The sequence below is a fragment of the Alishewanella jeotgali KCTC 22429 genome, assembly GCF_000245735.1.
Classification (GTDB): domain Bacteria; phylum Pseudomonadota; class Gammaproteobacteria; order Enterobacterales; family Alteromonadaceae; genus Alishewanella; species Alishewanella jeotgali.
In genome coordinates this window covers 136,231-152,246 of the sequence record NZ_AHTH01000010.1, presented here as the reverse complement: position 1 = coordinate 152,246, position 16,016 = coordinate 136,231, and the positions used below count along the sequence as shown (strand labels likewise).

General features: G+C 50.0%; 18 protein-coding genes and 1 pseudogene. 12 read left to right on the top strand and 7 right to left on the bottom strand.

Annotated elements, in window-relative coordinates:
• Positions 1-84 precede the first annotated feature (84 nt).
• From tnpA to AJE_RS05535, 5 genes and pseudogenes are all read left to right on the top strand, one after another.
• Positions 85-370: pseudogene (tnpA, locus tag AJE_RS05555) on the top strand (IS66 family insertion sequence element accessory protein TnpA).
• Positions 371-372: 2 nt separating this feature from the next.
• Positions 373-729, top strand: coding sequence for an IS66 family insertion sequence element accessory protein TnpB (gene tnpB, locus AJE_RS05550; protein ID WP_008950031.1), 357 nt, complete (start codon positions 373-375; stop codon positions 727-729).
• A 92-nt stretch (positions 730-821) separates the two neighbouring features.
• Positions 822-2,384 carry an IS66 family transposase gene (tnpC, locus tag AJE_RS05545; protein ID WP_039928106.1) on the top strand — a complete coding sequence of 521 codons (1,563 nt, stop codon included), beginning with the start codon at positions 822-824 and terminating at the stop codon, positions 2,382-2,384.
• Between the two features lie 44 nt (positions 2,385-2,428).
• Positions 2,429-3,259 (top strand): hypothetical protein, encoded by an 831-nt coding sequence (locus AJE_RS05540; protein ID WP_008950029.1) that lies wholly within the window; start codon positions 2,429-2,431, stop codon positions 3,257-3,259.
• Positions 3,252-4,148 (top strand): DUF4824 family protein, encoded by an 897-nt coding sequence (locus AJE_RS05535; RefSeq protein ID WP_008950028.1) that lies wholly within the window; start codon positions 3,252-3,254, stop codon positions 4,146-4,148. Before AJE_RS05540 ends, AJE_RS05535 begins: the two co-directional genes overlap by 8 nt.
• On the opposite strand, the gene AJE_RS05530 is transcribed toward AJE_RS05535, so the two are convergent.
• Together AJE_RS05530 and AJE_RS05525 are read right to left on the bottom strand one after the other, a co-directional pair.
• Positions 4,145-4,753, bottom strand: a complete 609-nt coding sequence (locus AJE_RS05530; protein ID WP_008950027.1) for a gamma-glutamylcyclotransferase — start codon at positions 4,751-4,753, stop codon at positions 4,145-4,147. The two genes, AJE_RS05535 and AJE_RS05530, sit on opposite strands and share 4 nt — an antisense overlap.
• A gap of 127 nt (positions 4,754-4,880) precedes the next feature.
• On the bottom strand, positions 4,881-5,405 hold the full coding sequence (locus tag AJE_RS05525) for a DsbA family oxidoreductase (RefSeq protein ID WP_008950025.1): 525 nt from the start codon (positions 5,403-5,405) through the stop codon (positions 4,881-4,883).
• A gap of 281 nt (positions 5,406-5,686) precedes the next feature.
• On the opposite strand from AJE_RS05525, the gene AJE_RS05520 reads away from it, so the two are divergent.
• The gene (locus tag AJE_RS05520) at positions 5,687-6,736 is read left to right on the top strand and encodes an NAD(P)-dependent alcohol dehydrogenase (RefSeq protein WP_008950024.1); all 1,050 of its coding nucleotides are present in this window, start codon (positions 5,687-5,689) and stop codon (positions 6,734-6,736) included.
• A 73-nt stretch (positions 6,737-6,809) separates the two neighbouring features.
• Here the strand turns inward: AJE_RS05520 and xseA are convergent, their stop codons facing one another.
• Positions 6,810-8,147, bottom strand: a complete 1,338-nt coding sequence (gene xseA / locus AJE_RS05515; RefSeq protein WP_008950023.1) for an exodeoxyribonuclease VII large subunit — start codon at positions 8,145-8,147, stop codon at positions 6,810-6,812.
• 152 nt (positions 8,148-8,299) lie between these two features.
• On the opposite strand from xseA, the gene guaB reads away from it, so the two are divergent.
• On the top strand, positions 8,300-9,769 hold the full coding sequence (gene guaB / locus AJE_RS05510) for an IMP dehydrogenase (RefSeq protein WP_008950022.1): 1,470 nt from the start codon (positions 8,300-8,302) through the stop codon (positions 9,767-9,769).
• Positions 9,770-9,875: 106 nt separating this feature from the next.
• A complete protein-coding gene (gene guaA, locus AJE_RS05505) occupies positions 9,876-11,453 on the top strand; it encodes a glutamine-hydrolyzing GMP synthase (RefSeq protein ID WP_008608957.1) in 1,578 nt (525 codons plus the stop codon).
• Between the two features lie 573 nt (positions 11,454-12,026).
• Here the strand turns inward: guaA and AJE_RS05500 are convergent.
• Positions 12,027-12,572, bottom strand: coding sequence for a hypothetical protein (locus AJE_RS05500; RefSeq protein WP_138984199.1), 546 nt, complete (start codon positions 12,570-12,572; stop codon positions 12,027-12,029).
• Positions 12,573-12,693: 121 nt separating this feature from the next.
• Positions 12,694-13,068, bottom strand: a complete 375-nt coding sequence (locus tag AJE_RS05495; protein ID WP_008950020.1) for a hypothetical protein — start codon at positions 13,066-13,068, stop codon at positions 12,694-12,696.
• A 393-nt stretch (positions 13,069-13,461) separates the two neighbouring features.
• Here AJE_RS05495 and AJE_RS05490 point away from each other — a divergent pair, with 393 nt between their 5' ends.
• From AJE_RS05490 to AJE_RS05475, 4 genes are all read left to right on the top strand, one after another.
• Positions 13,462-13,734, top strand: coding sequence for a type II toxin-antitoxin system Phd/YefM family antitoxin (locus tag AJE_RS05490; RefSeq protein WP_008950019.1), 273 nt, complete (start codon positions 13,462-13,464; stop codon positions 13,732-13,734).
• The gene (locus AJE_RS05485; protein WP_008950018.1) at positions 13,715-13,987 is read left to right on the top strand and encodes a Txe/YoeB family addiction module toxin; all 273 of its coding nucleotides are present in this window, start codon (positions 13,715-13,717) and stop codon (positions 13,985-13,987) included. Before AJE_RS05490 ends, AJE_RS05485 begins: the two co-directional genes overlap by 20 nt.
• A 314-nt stretch (positions 13,988-14,301) precedes the next feature.
• A complete protein-coding gene (locus AJE_RS05480) occupies positions 14,302-14,751 on the top strand; it encodes an SRPBCC family protein (RefSeq protein ID WP_008950017.1) in 450 nt (149 codons plus the stop codon).
• Between the two features lie 43 nt (positions 14,752-14,794).
• Positions 14,795-15,310, top strand: a complete 516-nt coding sequence (locus tag AJE_RS05475; RefSeq protein WP_008950016.1) for a GNAT family N-acetyltransferase — start codon at positions 14,795-14,797, stop codon at positions 15,308-15,310.
• Here the strand turns inward: AJE_RS05475 and AJE_RS05470 are convergent.
• Both AJE_RS05470 and AJE_RS05465 read right to left on the bottom strand, forming a co-directional pair.
• Entirely contained in the window at positions 15,270-15,710 is a 441-nt protein-coding gene (locus AJE_RS05470) for a type II toxin-antitoxin system HicB family antitoxin (RefSeq protein WP_008950015.1), read from the bottom strand. The two genes, AJE_RS05475 and AJE_RS05470, sit on opposite strands and share 41 nt — an antisense overlap.
• Before the next feature lie 11 nt (positions 15,711-15,721).
• The gene (locus AJE_RS05465; protein WP_008950014.1) at positions 15,722-15,904 is read right to left on the bottom strand and encodes a type II toxin-antitoxin system HicA family toxin; all 183 of its coding nucleotides are present in this window, start codon (positions 15,902-15,904) and stop codon (positions 15,722-15,724) included.
• Positions 15,905-16,016 lie beyond the last annotated feature (112 nt).

Below are 16,016 nucleotides of genomic sequence, written 5' to 3'. Positions count from 1 at the left end.
GTAAGCGTAACGCCAACCACACATTCCAATCCTAACTGATCAACTTTACCCTGACTGCCACTATCAACTGTCAGGGTAATCATCATGCACCGCACCAAAGAACAATGGTTGGCTTTATTTGCCGAGCAAGCCCAAAGGTGGTCTCACCCAAACTGAATTTGCAAAACGCCAGGGCATCATTCCTACGTATTTTAGTTATCGCAAGCGACAATTGTTGGCGCTTCAGGATAATGACGGCGGCTTTATTGAGCTGACGCCACAGGGCTTGCAGCTGAATCAATCCATTTTACTACGCAAGCGTGATGTGGAATTGCAGTTTCCAGCCGGCACCGATGCGCTGTGGTTAGCTGCCTTGCTCAGAGCGCTTTAACTATGAAAATGTTCCTCGATGTGCCCCAGGTCTATTTGCATAAACAGCCAGTCGACTTTCGTAAATCCATTAATGGCTTATCGTTGCTGGTCGAGCAAGAGATGCAGCTCTCGCCCTTTAGTGGCGCGCTGTTTGTGTTCTGTAATCAGCAGCGCACCCGGTTAAAAGTGCTGTACTGGGATAGCACCGGCTTTTGCCTGTGGTACAAACGGCTTGAAAAAGACAAGTTTCGCTGGCCACGGCAAATGCCAGGTAAAGTGTTAGCCATTAGCGAGCAGCAGTGGCATTGGCTGTTGCAAGGTGTCGATATTCAAAAAATCACCGCACATCAGCCACTGCATTACCAAAGCGTCGGTTGATATGCCGATCGGCTATAAATCCTGTAGATCGCATCCAAAACAATCTAAATCTTACCAAGCACTTAGCCCGATTGGCCGTTACAATAGCGGCCATGAAAAAGACACCTCAATCCTTACCTGATGATGTTGAACTGCTCAAGAAAATGCTGCTTGAGCAGACGCAAAAGCTTGAGCGGAAACTGGCGCAAAAAGATAAACGCATCGCCAAATTAGAGCGGGTTAACCAGCAACTGTCGGACAAGTTGCAGCAATTGCTCGAGCGTTACAACCTGAAGAAGTACCAGAAATTTAGCCCCAGCAGTGAAACCTATGAAGGTGAAGGCGAGGTGTTAAATGAGGCCGAACAGCTTATTGAAGACGAGTCAGTAGCGACAGAGCCAGATACTCAGACGACCGAGAGCGCTGAGAAACCCGCCGCTAAGCCACGCCGACCAAGGATTGCCCCTGAGCTGCCGCGCGTTGATGTTATCCATGACATTGACGATAAAACCTGTGCTTGCTGCGGCCATGCGCTGCATAAAATGGGTGAAGAAGTTAGTGAGCAAATCGAGTTCGTGCCAGCACAAATCCGGGTGCTGAGAAACGTGCGGCTGAAATACAGCTGCCGGCAGTGTGAGACCAATGGCATGAAGGTGGACATTAAGATTGCCGATGTGCCACCGGCGGTTATCCCGAAAAGCATGGCCACACCGAGTCTGCTGGCACAAATCATCAGCAGCAAAATGCACTATGGCTTGCCGCTTTATCGTCAGGAGCAGTTGTTTAATCAGGCCGGTATTGAGCTTAGCCGTCAAACGATGAGCCGCTGGCTGATAACCTGTGCAGAAAAACTGAAACCGCTACTGGCGTTAATGAAAGCCGAGCTTCTGAAACAGCCGGTGCTATGGGCAGATGAAACCACGGTTAATGTATTAGACGTTGAGAAAAGCACCTGTTATATGTGGGTATATGGCTGTGGCTTAGAGCAAAGCACTGGCCCCAAACTGGTGCTGTTTGATTATCAGGATAGTCGCAGCAGTAAACATCCCACCGACTTCCTGACGGGGTTTACCGGCTATCTGCAGGTTGATGGTTATGCCGGATATGAGAAAACCCACGCAACCTTAGTCGGCTGCTGGGCACATGCCAGACGTAAGTTCGTTGAAGCACAAAAAGCGCAGGGCAAAGGCAAAACGGGTAAGGCGGATGTGGCCCTTAACCATATCCAGAAACTCTATGCACTGGAGAGTAAATTAAAAACCGCGCCGCCTGATAAGAAATATGACGCCAGACAAACGCTAGCCAAGCCACTGTTAGAACAATTCAAAAGCTGGCTGGATAAATCAAGCGAGAGTGTCACGAAAGAAGGTTTACTGGGAGCTGCTATCACGTATAGCCTGAATCAGTGGTCCAAACTTATGCGCTATCTGGATGATGGCAGGTTGAATATCGACAACAATCGCGCTGAGCGCGCCATCAAACCGTTCGTGATTGGTCGCAAGGCATGGTTGTTTGCCAATACCAAATCGGGAGCACAAGCCAGTGCGGCACTATACAGCCTGGTTGAAACCGCCAAAATCAATGGTCTGGAACCCTATGATTACTTATGCCGGTTGCTGACAGAGTTGCCCAAAGCCAATACCCATGAGCAATTACAACAACTCCTACCTTACTAATCAGCAGCCACACCGCAAGGTGTGGTTGCTGTTACGCTTACAGTTTGTTTTTTCTGTTCTATCAGTATTGGGGTTTCTTTGGTACCGCAGCCCAGGTCGGACTTTTAATCAGTGCGCCGCTGTTAAGCCTGGCTCTGGTTGGGTGGCTCATGCGGATCGATGCCAGTGGTTACTATGCCAAGCTGGCTGCTCTGGTGTCCTTCGCTGCCTGGGTGCTGAATATCGTCATGCTGGGCAGTATTTTTAATTTGCCGGCATCGCCAAATGCCTTTGCTGTCTTTGCGCTCTATGCCTTTACGCTGGCGTATTTACTGAACCTGCGGTTACTGTTAGCTGTGGGTATGCTCTGTAGTTATATTTTTCTTGGCGCCCGCTTTGGCAGCTGGATGGGCAGTTACTGGGTGTCGACCGGCGAATATCCGGAACATTTTCTGTTAACCAGCCTGTTGTTCTTTTTGTTACCCCTTAAATTTAAGCAGCAGCACTACGATGGTTTTGCTGCCATTTATCAGATCCTCGCGGCGGTAGTGTTCTTTATCGCGATACTGATCCTGGCGAACTGGGGCAGTGTCAGTTATTTACCCTGGTCGCATAGCGTCATTGAAGGGCTGTATCAGGTGCTGGGTTTTGTCTGTAGCGCCTTGCTGGTGCTGTACGGTATCCGGCAACAGGCGGCAAAGTTAATGCTCACCGGTAATGTGTTCTTTGCGTTGTTCCTGTATACCAAGTTTTTTGACTGGTGGTGGGACTGGTTACCGAAGTACCTGTTCTTTTTCCTGTTGGGGCTGACGGCCATTCTGGCACTGTTAATCTTTAACCGGTTACGGCTGGTGGTTCAAACCGCAGCCAAGCCAGATGAGGTGGCCAATGTTTAAGCCTGTGGCAAAAAAGCTGTTACTGTTGGCTGTGATAACCGTACTGGGCGTCAACGCCTTTATCCTTGGCAAAGTCTGGCTAAACCGCAGTTTGGTTGTGGCTGAGCTGACGCTGAGTGAGCGGGAGCTTGACATGCCATATCACTGGGGTATGGCCAAAGAAGATTCATCATTACGCCTAAATCTAGCCTGGACCACGCCCTGGTTAACGTCAAGCGAGGATGATTGGCAATATTTGTCTCGACAGCAACAACGTATCCTAAGGTTGCAGCAGCCGCAGTTTGCCAGTTTTCGATTCGGTAGCTGCACAGATGGCTATCAGCGGCAACAGCGTTCAGGCTGGGTGTTGCTGGAGTTTAATGGTCAGAGTTATCAGGACTACCTGAAACAAGCGGAACAACATTATGCTGTGATACAACAACGGCTGGCAGCAGAAGCGGCTGCGGAGTTAAATGCTGGCATGGCACAGGACAGGCTGCAGGCAGCAGCAAAACGCCGGCAGGAACAGCAGCAACGTGCCGAAGAACAATGGCGGGTTGCCCGCGAGGAGGCAACCCGCCTCTTTGTGATTGATGCCGCCGCAGATCGCAACTTATTACAGCAAACACTGGCAAAACATAGTGGGCCGACAGCCGGTCAGCTATTGCTAGTGCCTGCAGATATTCAGCTTAGCTATACCTGGTGTCAGGACGATAAAACAGCAAAACAGCCCGAGGTAATGGTAAACCGCTTGGCGGTGGAGTCGTTATATGTGGCTAAGCCTTATGCGCAACACTTGCCACGGGATGCCAATCGTCAACATAAAATCCGCTTTCAGGCTCAGCTGCGCTATGGCCGTTATGCCGAGCCCTGGCTAAGTGCGCTGACGCTCAGCGGGACTGAGCCTTAAGCTATTGGCTGCTGCGGTAAATCTAACAGCAGCTGCTCCAGCTTAAACACATGTTCATCCTGTTCGTTAAGCTGGCGCAGTGCCTGTGCCAGCTGCAGCAAATACTCGCTATTCGGGCCGCTCGGGCCACGGCTTTCGGCAATCTGTCTGGCAATATCGGCTTCCGGTGCCGGCCCCAAATAGGCGGCATTATCCGGATTGGCAATATAGACCACGCCTTGCTCGATGCCTGAGCTATCCGCTGTGGAGTGGGGACCTGCGTTATCCAGCCAGTGCAGTTCGGTAAAAAAGCGCAGATAGCCGTTTTTCTCACGCTGATCTAAATGGGCAAAGGTATCCGGTGTTACCTGATACGCCATACCGACACAGCGCTTAGCGGCCGCTTCCACCAGGGTAACAACCCGGCCCGGTGCCTCTGGCGTACCACGGTGATCGTGCGAACCTTGCCAGAAGCGGCGCTGCCAGCCATAAATACAGGCCGGCCGGCTAGCGAGATAGGGAAAATCCGCTTTATAGATTAAAGAACCATAACCGAACAGCCATACCGTATTCAGATGATCTAAGGGTTGGCGTTGTTGGTTTAAAGTAATGGTGTTAACAGGCATACACTGATTAGTGAGTTTCGGCTGCAATTTGCCGCAGCGCTGCCGCCAGTTGTTGCGGCTCCTGGGCGCCGGAAATCAGGTATTTATTATTGATAATAAAGGCCGGCACGGAAGAAATGCCAGCATGCTAATAGCGGGCGATATCCTGTTGTACCTGCTCGCTGTAAGCATCTGAGGCCAGAATTTGCGCTGCCGTTGTCACATCTAACCCCAGTTTAGCCACACAGTCGAGCAGCACCTGATGCCTGGAGACATCGGCAGCCTCACCAAAATAGGCGGTGAATAATGCCATTTTCATTGCCGTCGCCTGGCCTTGCGTCTCTGCCCATTTCACCAGCCGGTGTGCATCAAAGGTATTGCAGGTAAAGCGCTGCTGCATCTTGCTGAAATTTAAGCCAAGCTCTGCCGCGACTTCCATAATGTAAGCCTGACTTTGCCGCATCTCGGCTTCGGATTTACCGTATTTACGGCTTAGCGCTGGCAGGATCGGCTCTTGCGGCGCGTTTTTATCAGGATTGAGCTCAAAGGCATGCCATTCCAGTTCAATCTTAAGTTCAGGCAGACTGGCCAAAGCGCGCTCTAAGCGGGCATAACCCACAGCGCACCAGGGGCAGGCGATATCGGAGACAAGATCAATTTTTAGATTAACCATTTTGGGGTTCTCGTATAGTCACTTAACAGGTTGGGGTGATACTCATTACCACCATTACCCTGAGGTTGAGCTGGCGCCCAGCTTTTTAATAAACGCAGTATAACGTTAAAACCGTAGAGCGGGCATGCACATTCTGGGTCGTTATTTTAGTAACAGCGCCGCTGTTAGCTTGCTGTTTGATAGTATGGCCTCTATTCTTCAACCTAACACCGCACTCGCGCGATGAGCAAAAGCAAAGTGCTAATGCTGCAGTATCTAAACTAATCTTGGGATGAAATCACATGAAAACAATTGGTTATGCAGCTTTTTCTACTGATGCAGTTATGGCCCCTTATCATTTTGAGCGGCGGGCCTTGCGGCCTAATGATGTCGCCATTGAGATTTTATTTTGTGGTGTCTGTCACTCAGATTTACATACTGTAAATGGCGATTGGGGGCCACAGCCGTATCCGTTAATCCCTGGACATGAGATTGTGGGCAGAGTGCAGGCTGTCGGATCTGCGGTAGTACATTATAAAGAGGGAGACCGGGTGGCGGTTGGCTGTTTGGTTGATAGCTGCCAGCAGTGTGATCAGTGCGAAAAGCATGCGGAACAATATTGTCGTACCGGTATCACCCCGACCTATGGCGCGCCGGATCGTGTTGATGGTGTTATTACTCAGGGTGGCTACTCTAAGCACATCGTCGTGCGGGAAGAGTTTGTGCTGCGAATTCCGGAAAACATGGATCTGGCAAAGGCCGCCTCTATTCTCTGTGCTGGTATCACCACCTATTCGCCACTTCGTACCTGGCAGGTCGGCCGCGGCAGCCGGGTTGGGGTAGTTGGGTTAGGGGGCCTGGGGCATATGGCGGTGAAATTGGCTCATGCGATGGGTGCTGAGGTAACCGTCATTAGCCGCTCAGATCAGAAAAAAGCACAAGCCATCGCTATGGGTGCGAAAGCCATGCTGATTTCATCTGATACTGCAGCGATGAAAGCTGCCGCTAGCGCCTTTGATTTAATTATTGATACAGTACCAGTCAAACATGATGTAAGTATTTATACACCGCTGCTGGATGTTGATGGCACTCTGGTGATCGTCGGGCAGGTTGGTCCGCTAAATGAGCTGATGACCATTCCGTTAATTATGGGGCGGCGGCGAATTGCAGGATCATTAATTGGTGGTATTGCTGAAACACAGGAAGTTTTGAACTTCTGTGCCGAGCATGATGTTTATCCTGATTGCGAGATGATTCGCATGGACCAGATCAATGAGGCCTTTAGTCGATTAAAAGAAGGCGACTTAGCGCGTCGTTTTGTAATTGATATGGCCTCCCTCAACCCGAACTAAGCAAATAAGCGCTGCGGACACAGGCTGCAAATGCAGCTGTGTCCAATGTTGCCAGCACTGTTATTAGCTATGGTTATTGTGTGGTAAGTTTTTTCACCTCAGCTTCAAAGGCCCCTTCGGCCAGCTTAACCGTGACTTTATCACCAGGCGCTAACTGCGAGTTACGAGTAACTACCTGTTGCTGAGCATCAAAGGCGATACTATAGCCCCGAGCTAAAGTAGCCAGAGGGCTGACCGTATGCAGTTGTTTACTCAGTTGTATTAAATTGAATTTATGCTGTTTTAGTTGCTGCAACTGCGCCTGCTGTAAACGCTTTGCCAGCTGCTGTAGCTGCAGTTGCTGCTGCTTAATGGCCTTGGCCGGCGATAAGTGCTGCAAGCTTTGTTGTAAATAACTGTGTTGCCGCCGCGCGGTTTGCAGGTGTTGCTGCATCCGCCGTTGCAAACGCAGCTGCAATTCATCCAGCCGCTGCTGCTGTTGCTCCAGCCGCCGCTGTGGATGCAGTTGCTGCAGCCGTTGTTGCAGTTGCATTAAACGTGGTTGCTGCTGCGCCAGTTGCCGGCGTACAGCACGGCTAAGGCGTTGCTGCAGCTGTGTTAACGCCGTCAGATACTGGCTTTGGTCCGGTGATACCAGCTCTGCCGCGGCCGATGGCGTGGCGGCCCGCACATCGGCAACAAAATCGGTTAGCGCAAAATCAATTTCATGGCCCACCGCACTGACAATCGGGATCGGACACTCGGCCACGGCACGGGCCAGGGCTTCATCATTAAAACACCAGAGATCTTCAATCGAACCACCGCCACGGCCGATAATCAAGACATCGACTTCGTTGCGTCTTATCGCGCTGCTGAGCATATTTCGAAGTTGAGCAGCGGCGGTTTCCCCCTGCACCTGACACGGATAAATAATCAGCTCAATGCCCGGCGCCCGGCGCGCCAGCACGGTAATAATATCGCGAACGGCGGCACCGGTAGGCGAGGTAATGACCCCCACACGCCGCGGATTAGCAGGTAACGGCCTTTTCCGTTCAGGGGCAAATAAGCCCTCGGCTGCCAGTTTGGCTTTAAGTTGCTCAAACTGTTGTTTTAACAAGCCAGCACCGGCCGGCTCAATAAATTCGGCCAGCAACTGATATTCACCACGCGGCTCATAAACACTAATCCGGGCCCGGATCAGCACTTGCTGGCCATTTTGCGGCCTGACAGTGGCATAGCGGTTGGCTTGCTTAAACATCGCTACCTTAACCTGTGCCGCCTGATCTTTGAGGCTAAAATACCAATGGCCGGAAGCGGCTGCGACAAAGTTTGACACTTCGCCAACCAGCCATAGCTGCTGAAACTGCAACTCCAGCGTCAGTCGTACTTCAGAATTCAGGCGTGATACCGTATAAATATCCGGGTTTTGCATAGCGTCATTCAGTTTAGCAATCAGGCCCCTAGTGTACCCAGAGTGGGGCTACCTGACAAAAAGAAAAAAAGCCTTTGTCCTAAAGCCCGCTTTGCGCTAAAATTGCACCGCAACATTCCCTATCATTTCACCCAGAAAGCGAGATTGTTGCAATGCTCAGGATCATCAAAGAAGCCCTTACTTTTGACGACGTGTTATTAGTACCGGCACACTCTAGTGTTTTACCCCACACTGCGGATTTACGCACTAAACTTACCGCCTCAATCACGCTGAATATCCCGATGGTATCCGCTTCTATGGATACGGTTACCGAAGCCCGGCTGGCCATTGCGCTGGCGCAGGAAGGCGGTATCGGTTTTATTCATAAAAATATGACCATTGAAGAGCAGGCTGCCAACGTACGTAAAGTGAAAAAGTACGAAAGCGGTGTGGTCTCTGATCCGGTAACGGCCTCTGCTGAGATGACGGTACGCGACGTGCAGGCACTGGCGCAGCAGCATGGTTTCTCCGGCTTTCCGGTACTGGATAAACAGGGTGAATTAGTCGGTATCGTTACCGGCCGGGATATGAGCTTTGAAGCCAATCTGCAGGCGAAAGTGACCGATGTCATGACGCCGCGTGAGCGTCTGGTGACGGTAAATGAAAATGCCCCACGCGAACAGGCACTGAAGCTGATGCATCAACACCGTATCGAGAAGGTACTGGTGGTGGATGATCACTTTAAACTGAAAGGCCTGATCACCGTGCGTGACTACTACAAAGCCGCCAGTAAGCCAAATGCCTGTAAAGATGAATTAGGCCGGTTACGGGTGGGTGCGGCAGTGGGCGTAGGCCCAGGCACTGACGAGCGCATCGCCGCCCTGGTAGAAGCCGGTGTTGATATCCTGCTGATTGATACCTCACATGGCCACTCGCAAGGTGTCATTGACCGCGTTAAACAAACCCGCGCCCAGTATCCGGATTTGCAAATTGTTGCCGGTAATGTGGCAACGGCAGAAGGCGCGAAGGCGCTGGCCGAAGCCGGTGCCAATGCGGTGAAAGTGGGTATCGGCCCAGGTTCAATTTGTACTACCCGTATTGTTACCGGCTGTGGTGTACCGCAAATTACGGCCATTTCTGATGCAGTAGAAGGGGTAAAAGGCACCGACGTTTGCATTATCGCCGATGGCGGCATCCGTTTCTCCGGTGACATTGCCAAAGCCTTAGTGGCTGGCGCTAACTGTGTAATGGTGGGCTCGATGTTTGCCGGTACTGAAGAAGCGCCGGGCGAAGTTGAACTCTATCAGGGCCGCTACTACAAATCTTACCGCGGTATGGGCTCGTTAGGTGCGATGGCGCAGCGTAACGGTTCGTCTGACCGCTATTTCCAGGGCAGCAACAACGCGGAAAAACTGGTACCGGAAGGCATCGAAGGCCGTGTGGCCTATAAAGGCCCGATTGAAACCATTATCCATCAGCAAATGGGTGGCCTGCGCTCTGCGATGGGCTTAACCGGTTCACCGGATATCGATACCCTGCGCACCAAGCCCAGCTTTGTCAAAGTGACAGCCGCCGGCATGGGCGAGTCGCATGTGCATGATGTGCAGATCACCAAAGAAGCACCGAACTACCGTTTGGGTTAAGTTGGCGGTTAGGTAAATTTAGCGTTTAGGTTAGCTTGGCGTTTTCGTTAAGCCAATACCCGAATCCGGCTGGCGCAAGCCAGCCGCCTGAGCATACAAGGTTACTATGAACAAAAATATTCATCATCATCGTATTCTGATCCTCGACTTTGGTTCGCAATATACCCAGCTGATTGCCCGCCGGGTGCGCGAAATCGGCGTTTACTGCGAGCTGTGGGCCTGGGATGTGACCGAAGCCCAAATCCGCGATTTTAATCCAACCGGTATTATCTTATCCGGCGGCCCGGAAAGCGTTACCGAAGCCGGCTCACCACGGGCACCGGCTTATGTGTTTGAAGCGGGCGTGCCGGTACTGGGCGTGTGCTACGGTATGCAAACTATGGCAGAGCAGCTGGGCGGTAAGGTGCAGGGCTCAGAGGAGCGTGAGTTTGGTTATGCCCAGGTCGAAGTGCTGGCGCCAAATGAACTGTTCGCCAAAATTGAAGACCATATCGGCGCCAACGGCAATGCCTTGTTAGATGTGTGGATGAGCCACGGCGATAAAGTGGTACAGATCCCGGCCGGTTTTACGACGATTGCCCAAACGCCAACCTGCCCGCATGCCGCCATGGCGGACGAAGCGCGGCAGTTTTACGGTGTACAGTTCCACCCGGAAGTCACCCATACCCGCCAGGGCCTGCGGATGCTGGAGCATTTTGTGGTGGATATCTGTGGCTGTGACAAGCTGTGGACGCCAGCCTCGATTATTGAAGATGCCATCGTACGCTTAAAACAGCAAATCGGTGATGATCAGGTGATCCTGGGCTTATCCGGTGGTGTCGACAGCTCTGTGGTCGCCATGCTGCTGCACCGCGCTATCGGCAAAAACCTGACCTGTGTTTTTGTTGATAACGGCCTGCTGCGCCTCAACGAAGGCAAGCAGGTCATGGATATGTTTGGCGATCACTTTGGTTTAAATATTATCAAAGTCGATGCCGAACAGCGTTTCCTGTCGGCCTTAGCCGGCGTGGATGAGCCGGAAGCGAAGCGGAAAATTATCGGCCGCGTTTTTGTTGAAGTGTTCGACGAACAAGCGCAAAAGCTGAGCAATGCCAAATGGCTGGCACAGGGCACCATCTATCCGGATGTGATTGAATCCGCAGGTTCCGCAACCGGTAAAGCCCATGTGATTAAATCGCACCATAACGTTGGCGGTTTGCCAGAGCATATGAAGCTGGGCTTAGTCGAGCCACTGCGCGAATTGTTTAAAGACGAAGTGCGCAAAGTCGGTTTAGAGTTGGGCTTACCGTACGATATGCTGTACCGTCACCCGTTCCCGGGACCAGGTTTAGGGGTGCGGGTACTGGGCGAAATCAAAAAAGAATACTGCGACTTACTGCGCCGTGCCGATGCGATCTTTATCGAAGAGCTGCATAAAGCCGATCTGTACAATAAAGTCAGCCAGGCGTTCGCCGTATTCCTGCCGGTTAAATCAGTGGGTGTAATGGGCGATGCCCGTAAGTACGACTGGGTGATCTCGCTACGCGCGGTAGAAACCATCGACTTTATGACCGCACATTGGGCACACCTGCCATATGAGTTGCTGGGTAAGGTGTCGAACCGGATTATTAACGAGATCAATGGTATTAGCCGCGTAGTTTACGATATTTCAGGCAAGCCACCAGCGACCATCGAATGGGAATAATTTTGGCGTTGTCTTTGTCACTGTAGCGGCATTGTCTTCGCCGTTCACCCCGGTCACATACTGTATGTATGCTCCCGGGGCTGAACAGCTCGACGGCTTTGCTACAGCAACAAATCCTTAGCCAAAACCCGAGTAAATTAAGGCGTTGTTTTTATTACTGTAGCGCCATTCTAAACGCTACCCCGCTCCAGGACTCCGGTACGCTCGTCGTACCGGAGTCCATTCTGCGATAGTGATAGCAGCACCAATCTCAACGCTACCGCAAACCCAGGACTCCGGTACGCTCGCCGTACCGGAGTCCACTCTGCGATAGTGATAGCAGCACCAATCTCATCGCTACAGCAAACCTAGGACTCCGGTACGCTCGCCGTACCGGAGTCCATCCTGCGATAGTGATAGCAGCACTAATCTCAACGCTACCCCGATCCGGGACTCCGGTATGCTTGCCGTACCGGAGTCCATCCTGCGATAGTGATTATATCGCTTTGGCGCAACCATGATGACAGATGAAGCAGTCTATCTTGCTGATGGACAACAAACTGGCCGCTAACGCGGCCAGAAGAGCGGTTTTACCTATTGACTCCGAGAAGGCTCATATGTGTTATGTGCAACACATTCCAGAGCCTTAACTTTTATTTCTTCTGCTATTTTGATCCATGGTATCTCATACTCTGCGATACCAAAACCTGAAAGAGTAATGGCGCTACTTCCGTGGCCTCCCCAATACAACTCGTAAAATAAACCATCAAGCATTATTACATCCGTTTCTTGTACAGGTTTATATCCTAAAATCATTTTAGATGAGTCTAAGAGGGAGTTTTTTAACTTTTCAATTAAAGCAACTACGTTAGGGCAATTTTTTAACTTTAGATTGTTTTTTGTTATTGCTTTTGTTACAAAATCTTTGGATGCAATCATTAACTCTTTATCATCGATTTGAAAACCATACATCCCTTTTTTATTCCCAAAGTATCCAACTTGAAATTTTATATCAGGAAAAAACTCTTCGTGTTCTTCATAAGGAAAAGCAGTCTCTAAAATGGGAGTGGGCAAATGATCATTGGTAGAACAAGATAACAAATGAGTTGAGATTAATAATATAATTATCAGTTTAAACATAAACTTCCATTTGCACATAACACCATTGCTAATGGGCAGCCGAAACGCAGTTTAGGCTGTCCCGTGGAGACCACGCTTTTTTTGGCCGTAACGAAATTTAGTAACTTGTCATACGTCATCTTCAAAGGCAATCAATTCCTAAGGAGCATACTGTGTATATGCCAATTAAAGGGAAAAGAGCCGTATAAAGAGCTGAGAAAACACCTGCAAACCAATGAATAAAGAGTGATGAAGGTTTCTTAAAAAAGCTGGTTGCAACAAGCATTAATATAATCGGACTCCCATACATAATAATTTTGCTCAAAGCATACTTAATTGGAGGCTGCACTATTCCATAGGGAGAACTTTCGAAGAAATACCCATATGCACCAAGCAGAATTACTACAAACAATACTATAAAACAGACAGGAGTTGCTCCCATTCTCATTCGTAACCTAAAAATCAATTCAGCAGCCGCGAAAAGAAGTAAGAAAATAGTGATTAATATCGTGGCCAAGATACTCTCCTTGACATATAACGCTTTAGAGTTTTATCCGGCACGCTTTTCAGTGACGGATAAACTCCTGATGAACGGCCCGGTTCACTTAATTTTTGGTATAACTGATGCTAATGGGGTTTGTTTATTTTGGAAACAGATAATTTACCGGCTACCGTTGAAGATGTGGTTGGTTTTGATACTTTTTCCTACCTTTCACACGCAGCATCACCAGGAAAATCGACGACATCGGTTTTCTGCTCCAGTTCGCAGATTATGACTCCGGTACGGCAAGCATACCGGAGTCAGGCGCAGTAGCGGCAAAGCCGGAACGAAAAAGCTGTCGCTATCCTTGGTCTTGTTAGGGCTCTTGACATATACTTGTACGGAAAGTCCGTACATCAAGGTGCCGTTATGGATACGATTAGCGTAAACAAATTTAGAGACAACATGAAGAGTGTTGTAGAAGAAGTGATTAACAGACACGAACCGCTCAAGGTAACGAGAAGGGCCGGAGATGCGTTCGTTGTGATTAGTGCCGATGACTGGGAGCGCGAGCAAGAAACGCTTTATATACTGCAGAACCAAAATCTGATGCAACAGATTGCTAGGTCCCTTGAAACTCACAACAGTGGTAAAGGCTATATTCCGACCGAAGAGCAAATGAATGAGATCACTGGTCTTTGAAGGCAACACTTGGGAAGCGTATGAAGCTATGCGCGAGAAAGATAAACAATTGCACAAGGCATTGTGCAAATTACTGAGGGAAATGCTGCGTTCAAACAATCCCGCTGCAGGTTTAGGGAAGCCAGAACCACTTAAGCATAATCTCTCCGGCCTCTGGTCAAAACGGATATCTCAGAAAGATCGTTTGGTATATCGGTTCGACGAAAAAGCTATTTATATCTTCGCTATTGGTGGTCACTACGATCAGACCTAGCCTAACGGCAAGCATACCGGAGTCAGGTGCAGTAGCCAGGGCTGTTGCAAAGGCTTGGTGCCATCTCCCCTAAATCAAATCCGTGTTCCATACAGCGGCACAGGCAAAACGACGACATTGGTTTTCTGCTCTAGATCGCAGATGTGACTCCGGTACGACAAGCATACCGGAGTCAGGTGTAGTAGTGCAGGCTAAGATTCCCAAGTTGGCGCCACTGTGCTACTTTTATCTGGCTGACCAACTCCGGACGGGATCCGTAGCCGCGTGCACATACTCAACGCCGGCTTCGCATTGCATAATAAGAGGAAAAACCGATGCGTAACGTCAAAGTCATCCAGCATAGTATTGTGATAAAGGCACCAGTCGAACATGTCTGGCAACGGATGTTTGACCCACAGGCTTACCGGCAGTGGACGGCGGCTTTTTGCGAAGGCTCTTATTATCAGGGCGAATGGCGGCAAGGTGAGACGATACGCTTTCTCGATCCCGACGGTAATGGCATGGTCGCGCATATCGCCGAGGTACGGCCGTTGGAGTTTATGTCAATCAGCCATCAGGGTTTTGTGTATGCCGGGCGTGATGATCTGGACAGCGAACAGGTAACAAGCTGGGCGCCAGCCTTCGAAAATTTCCGTTTTCTGCGCCATGGCGACATCACAGAGCTGCAGGTTGAGCAGGAAGTGGCTGCGGAGTACGAAAGCTTTATGCAGCAAGCCTGGCCCAAAGCACTGGAAAAACTCAAGGCCCTGTGTGAGTCATCCTAAGCGCTATGACGCTGTCTTTTTTGCGTATTAATACCGGTATGCTATGAGCAGTCCTGATCTGATCCTGCTTAAGTATTTGCCTGAGCTGATCCCTGAGCTGGCGCATTGGCATTATCTGGAGTGGGGCGCCCTGTTTCCGGAAAAAACCGAAGCCGACTTTGCCGCCGATCTGGCCGACAGTTTAAATGAGCAGCAATTGCCGATCAGTTGGGTCGTAGTGTATGAACATCAGGTGGTAGGCACCGCCTCGCTGTTACTGCACGATATGCAAACCAATCGTGAGTTATCGCCCTGGCTGGCCAATATTTATCTGGCACCTTCGGTAAGAGGTAAAGGGCTTGGCAAATGGCTGGTGCAGCAAGTGATGACAGAAGCCCGGCAGCAGGGGCTGACGCAACTGTATTTATTTACCGAAGATCAGACGGCGTTTTATCAACGCCTGGGCTGGCAGGTACTCAAGCAGGAGCTGTATCAGGGCAAGGCGGTGACCATTATGAGCTGGTGTTGTAACGGAATGGCTAATTGCTTGCCGTCTCCAATTCATGCCGCGCCGCTGTAGCCAAAAAGTGACTGCGATCACGGTAACGATCAGGTGAGTTCTTCACTGTTTGATCAATGCGGCTGATCAAGGTGTCAGGCATACTGATGTTAATACGCTTGGGTTTACCGTCAAAACTAGACAGATCAATATAAACCAGCAACCAACCGTCACAATACGCATACTCAGTTTGCTTTTGATAGCTAAGCGGGCCAAGATCCTGAATGTTGGTTAGTGCAAGGCCTTGCTCTTGAAGCTGTTCCAGCATCATCATAATGGCTTCTGTTACAGCTGGCGCAATTTCTGCCTGGCTGTCAGCAGCACTGATACAACTAAAGTCGGCGGTACAAAGCGCAGGCACCACTAGACCATAAGCGGTTTTATCATCTGTTGGTTGTTCAATACCCACCGAAAAATACATAGTTTACCTCGTTATATACCAGCGGCTTTTCTGATCGCTTTTAATGTGCCAATAGGTAAGGCACCTTTGGGATGGGGAACGACAAAGGTTTTACCAGTAAGTGGCGAATACCATAGTTGATGGCTGCCTTTGCCTTGCCGTTTTAGTTCACAGCCTGCAGATTTCAGTTCCCTGATCAAATCTATGGATTTCATTATAGCTCCGTTTCGCAAGCTTGCACACACCAATACACACACTCTGGTAAGCAGACTTACCAGAGCAGGCGGGTAACAAACGAAGTGTAACTTTAATGTAAAAAGCTTAGCA

Bases quoted from the DNA above. Each gene is read 5' to 3' on its own strand.
- tnpB (WP_008950031.1), top strand. From the start codon at position 373: ATGAAAATGTTCCTCGATGTGCCCCAGGTCTATTTGCATAAACAGCCA.
- tnpC (WP_039928106.1), top strand. From the start codon at position 822: ATGAAAAAGACACCTCAATCCTTACCTGATGATGTTGAACTGCTCAAG.
- AJE_RS05535 (WP_008950028.1), top strand. From the start codon at position 3,252: ATGTTTAAGCCTGTGGCAAAAAAGCTGTTACTGTTGGCTGTGATAACC.
- AJE_RS05530 (WP_008950027.1), bottom strand. From the start codon at position 4,753: ATGCCTGTTAACACCATTACTTTAAACCAACAACGCCAACCCTTAGAT.
- AJE_RS05525 (WP_008950025.1), bottom strand. From the start codon at position 5,405: ATGGTTAATCTAAAAATTGATCTTGTCTCCGATATCGCCTGCCCCTGG.
- AJE_RS05520 (WP_008950024.1), top strand. From the start codon at position 5,687: ATGAAAACAATTGGTTATGCAGCTTTTTCTACTGATGCAGTTATGGCC.
- xseA (WP_008950023.1), bottom strand. From the start codon at position 8,147: ATGCAAAACCCGGATATTTATACGGTATCACGCCTGAATTCTGAAGTA.
- guaB (WP_008950022.1), top strand. From the start codon at position 8,300: ATGCTCAGGATCATCAAAGAAGCCCTTACTTTTGACGACGTGTTATTA.
- guaA (WP_008608957.1), top strand. From the start codon at position 9,876: ATGAACAAAAATATTCATCATCATCGTATTCTGATCCTCGACTTTGGT.
- AJE_RS05500 (WP_138984199.1), bottom strand. From the start codon at position 12,572: ATGTTTAAACTGATAATTATATTATTAATCTCAACTCATTTGTTATCT.
- AJE_RS05490 (WP_008950019.1), top strand. From the start codon at position 13,462: ATGGATACGATTAGCGTAAACAAATTTAGAGACAACATGAAGAGTGTT.
- AJE_RS05485 (WP_008950018.1), top strand. From the start codon at position 13,715: ATGAGATCACTGGTCTTTGAAGGCAACACTTGGGAAGCGTATGAAGCT.
- AJE_RS05480 (WP_008950017.1), top strand. From the start codon at position 14,302: ATGCGTAACGTCAAAGTCATCCAGCATAGTATTGTGATAAAGGCACCA.
- AJE_RS05475 (WP_008950016.1), top strand. From the start codon at position 14,795: ATGAGCAGTCCTGATCTGATCCTGCTTAAGTATTTGCCTGAGCTGATC.
- AJE_RS05470 (WP_008950015.1), bottom strand. From the start codon at position 15,710: ATGTATTTTTCGGTGGGTATTGAACAACCAACAGATGATAAAACCGCT.
- AJE_RS05465 (WP_008950014.1), bottom strand. From the start codon at position 15,904: ATGAAATCCATAGATTTGATCAGGGAACTGAAATCTGCAGGCTGTGAA.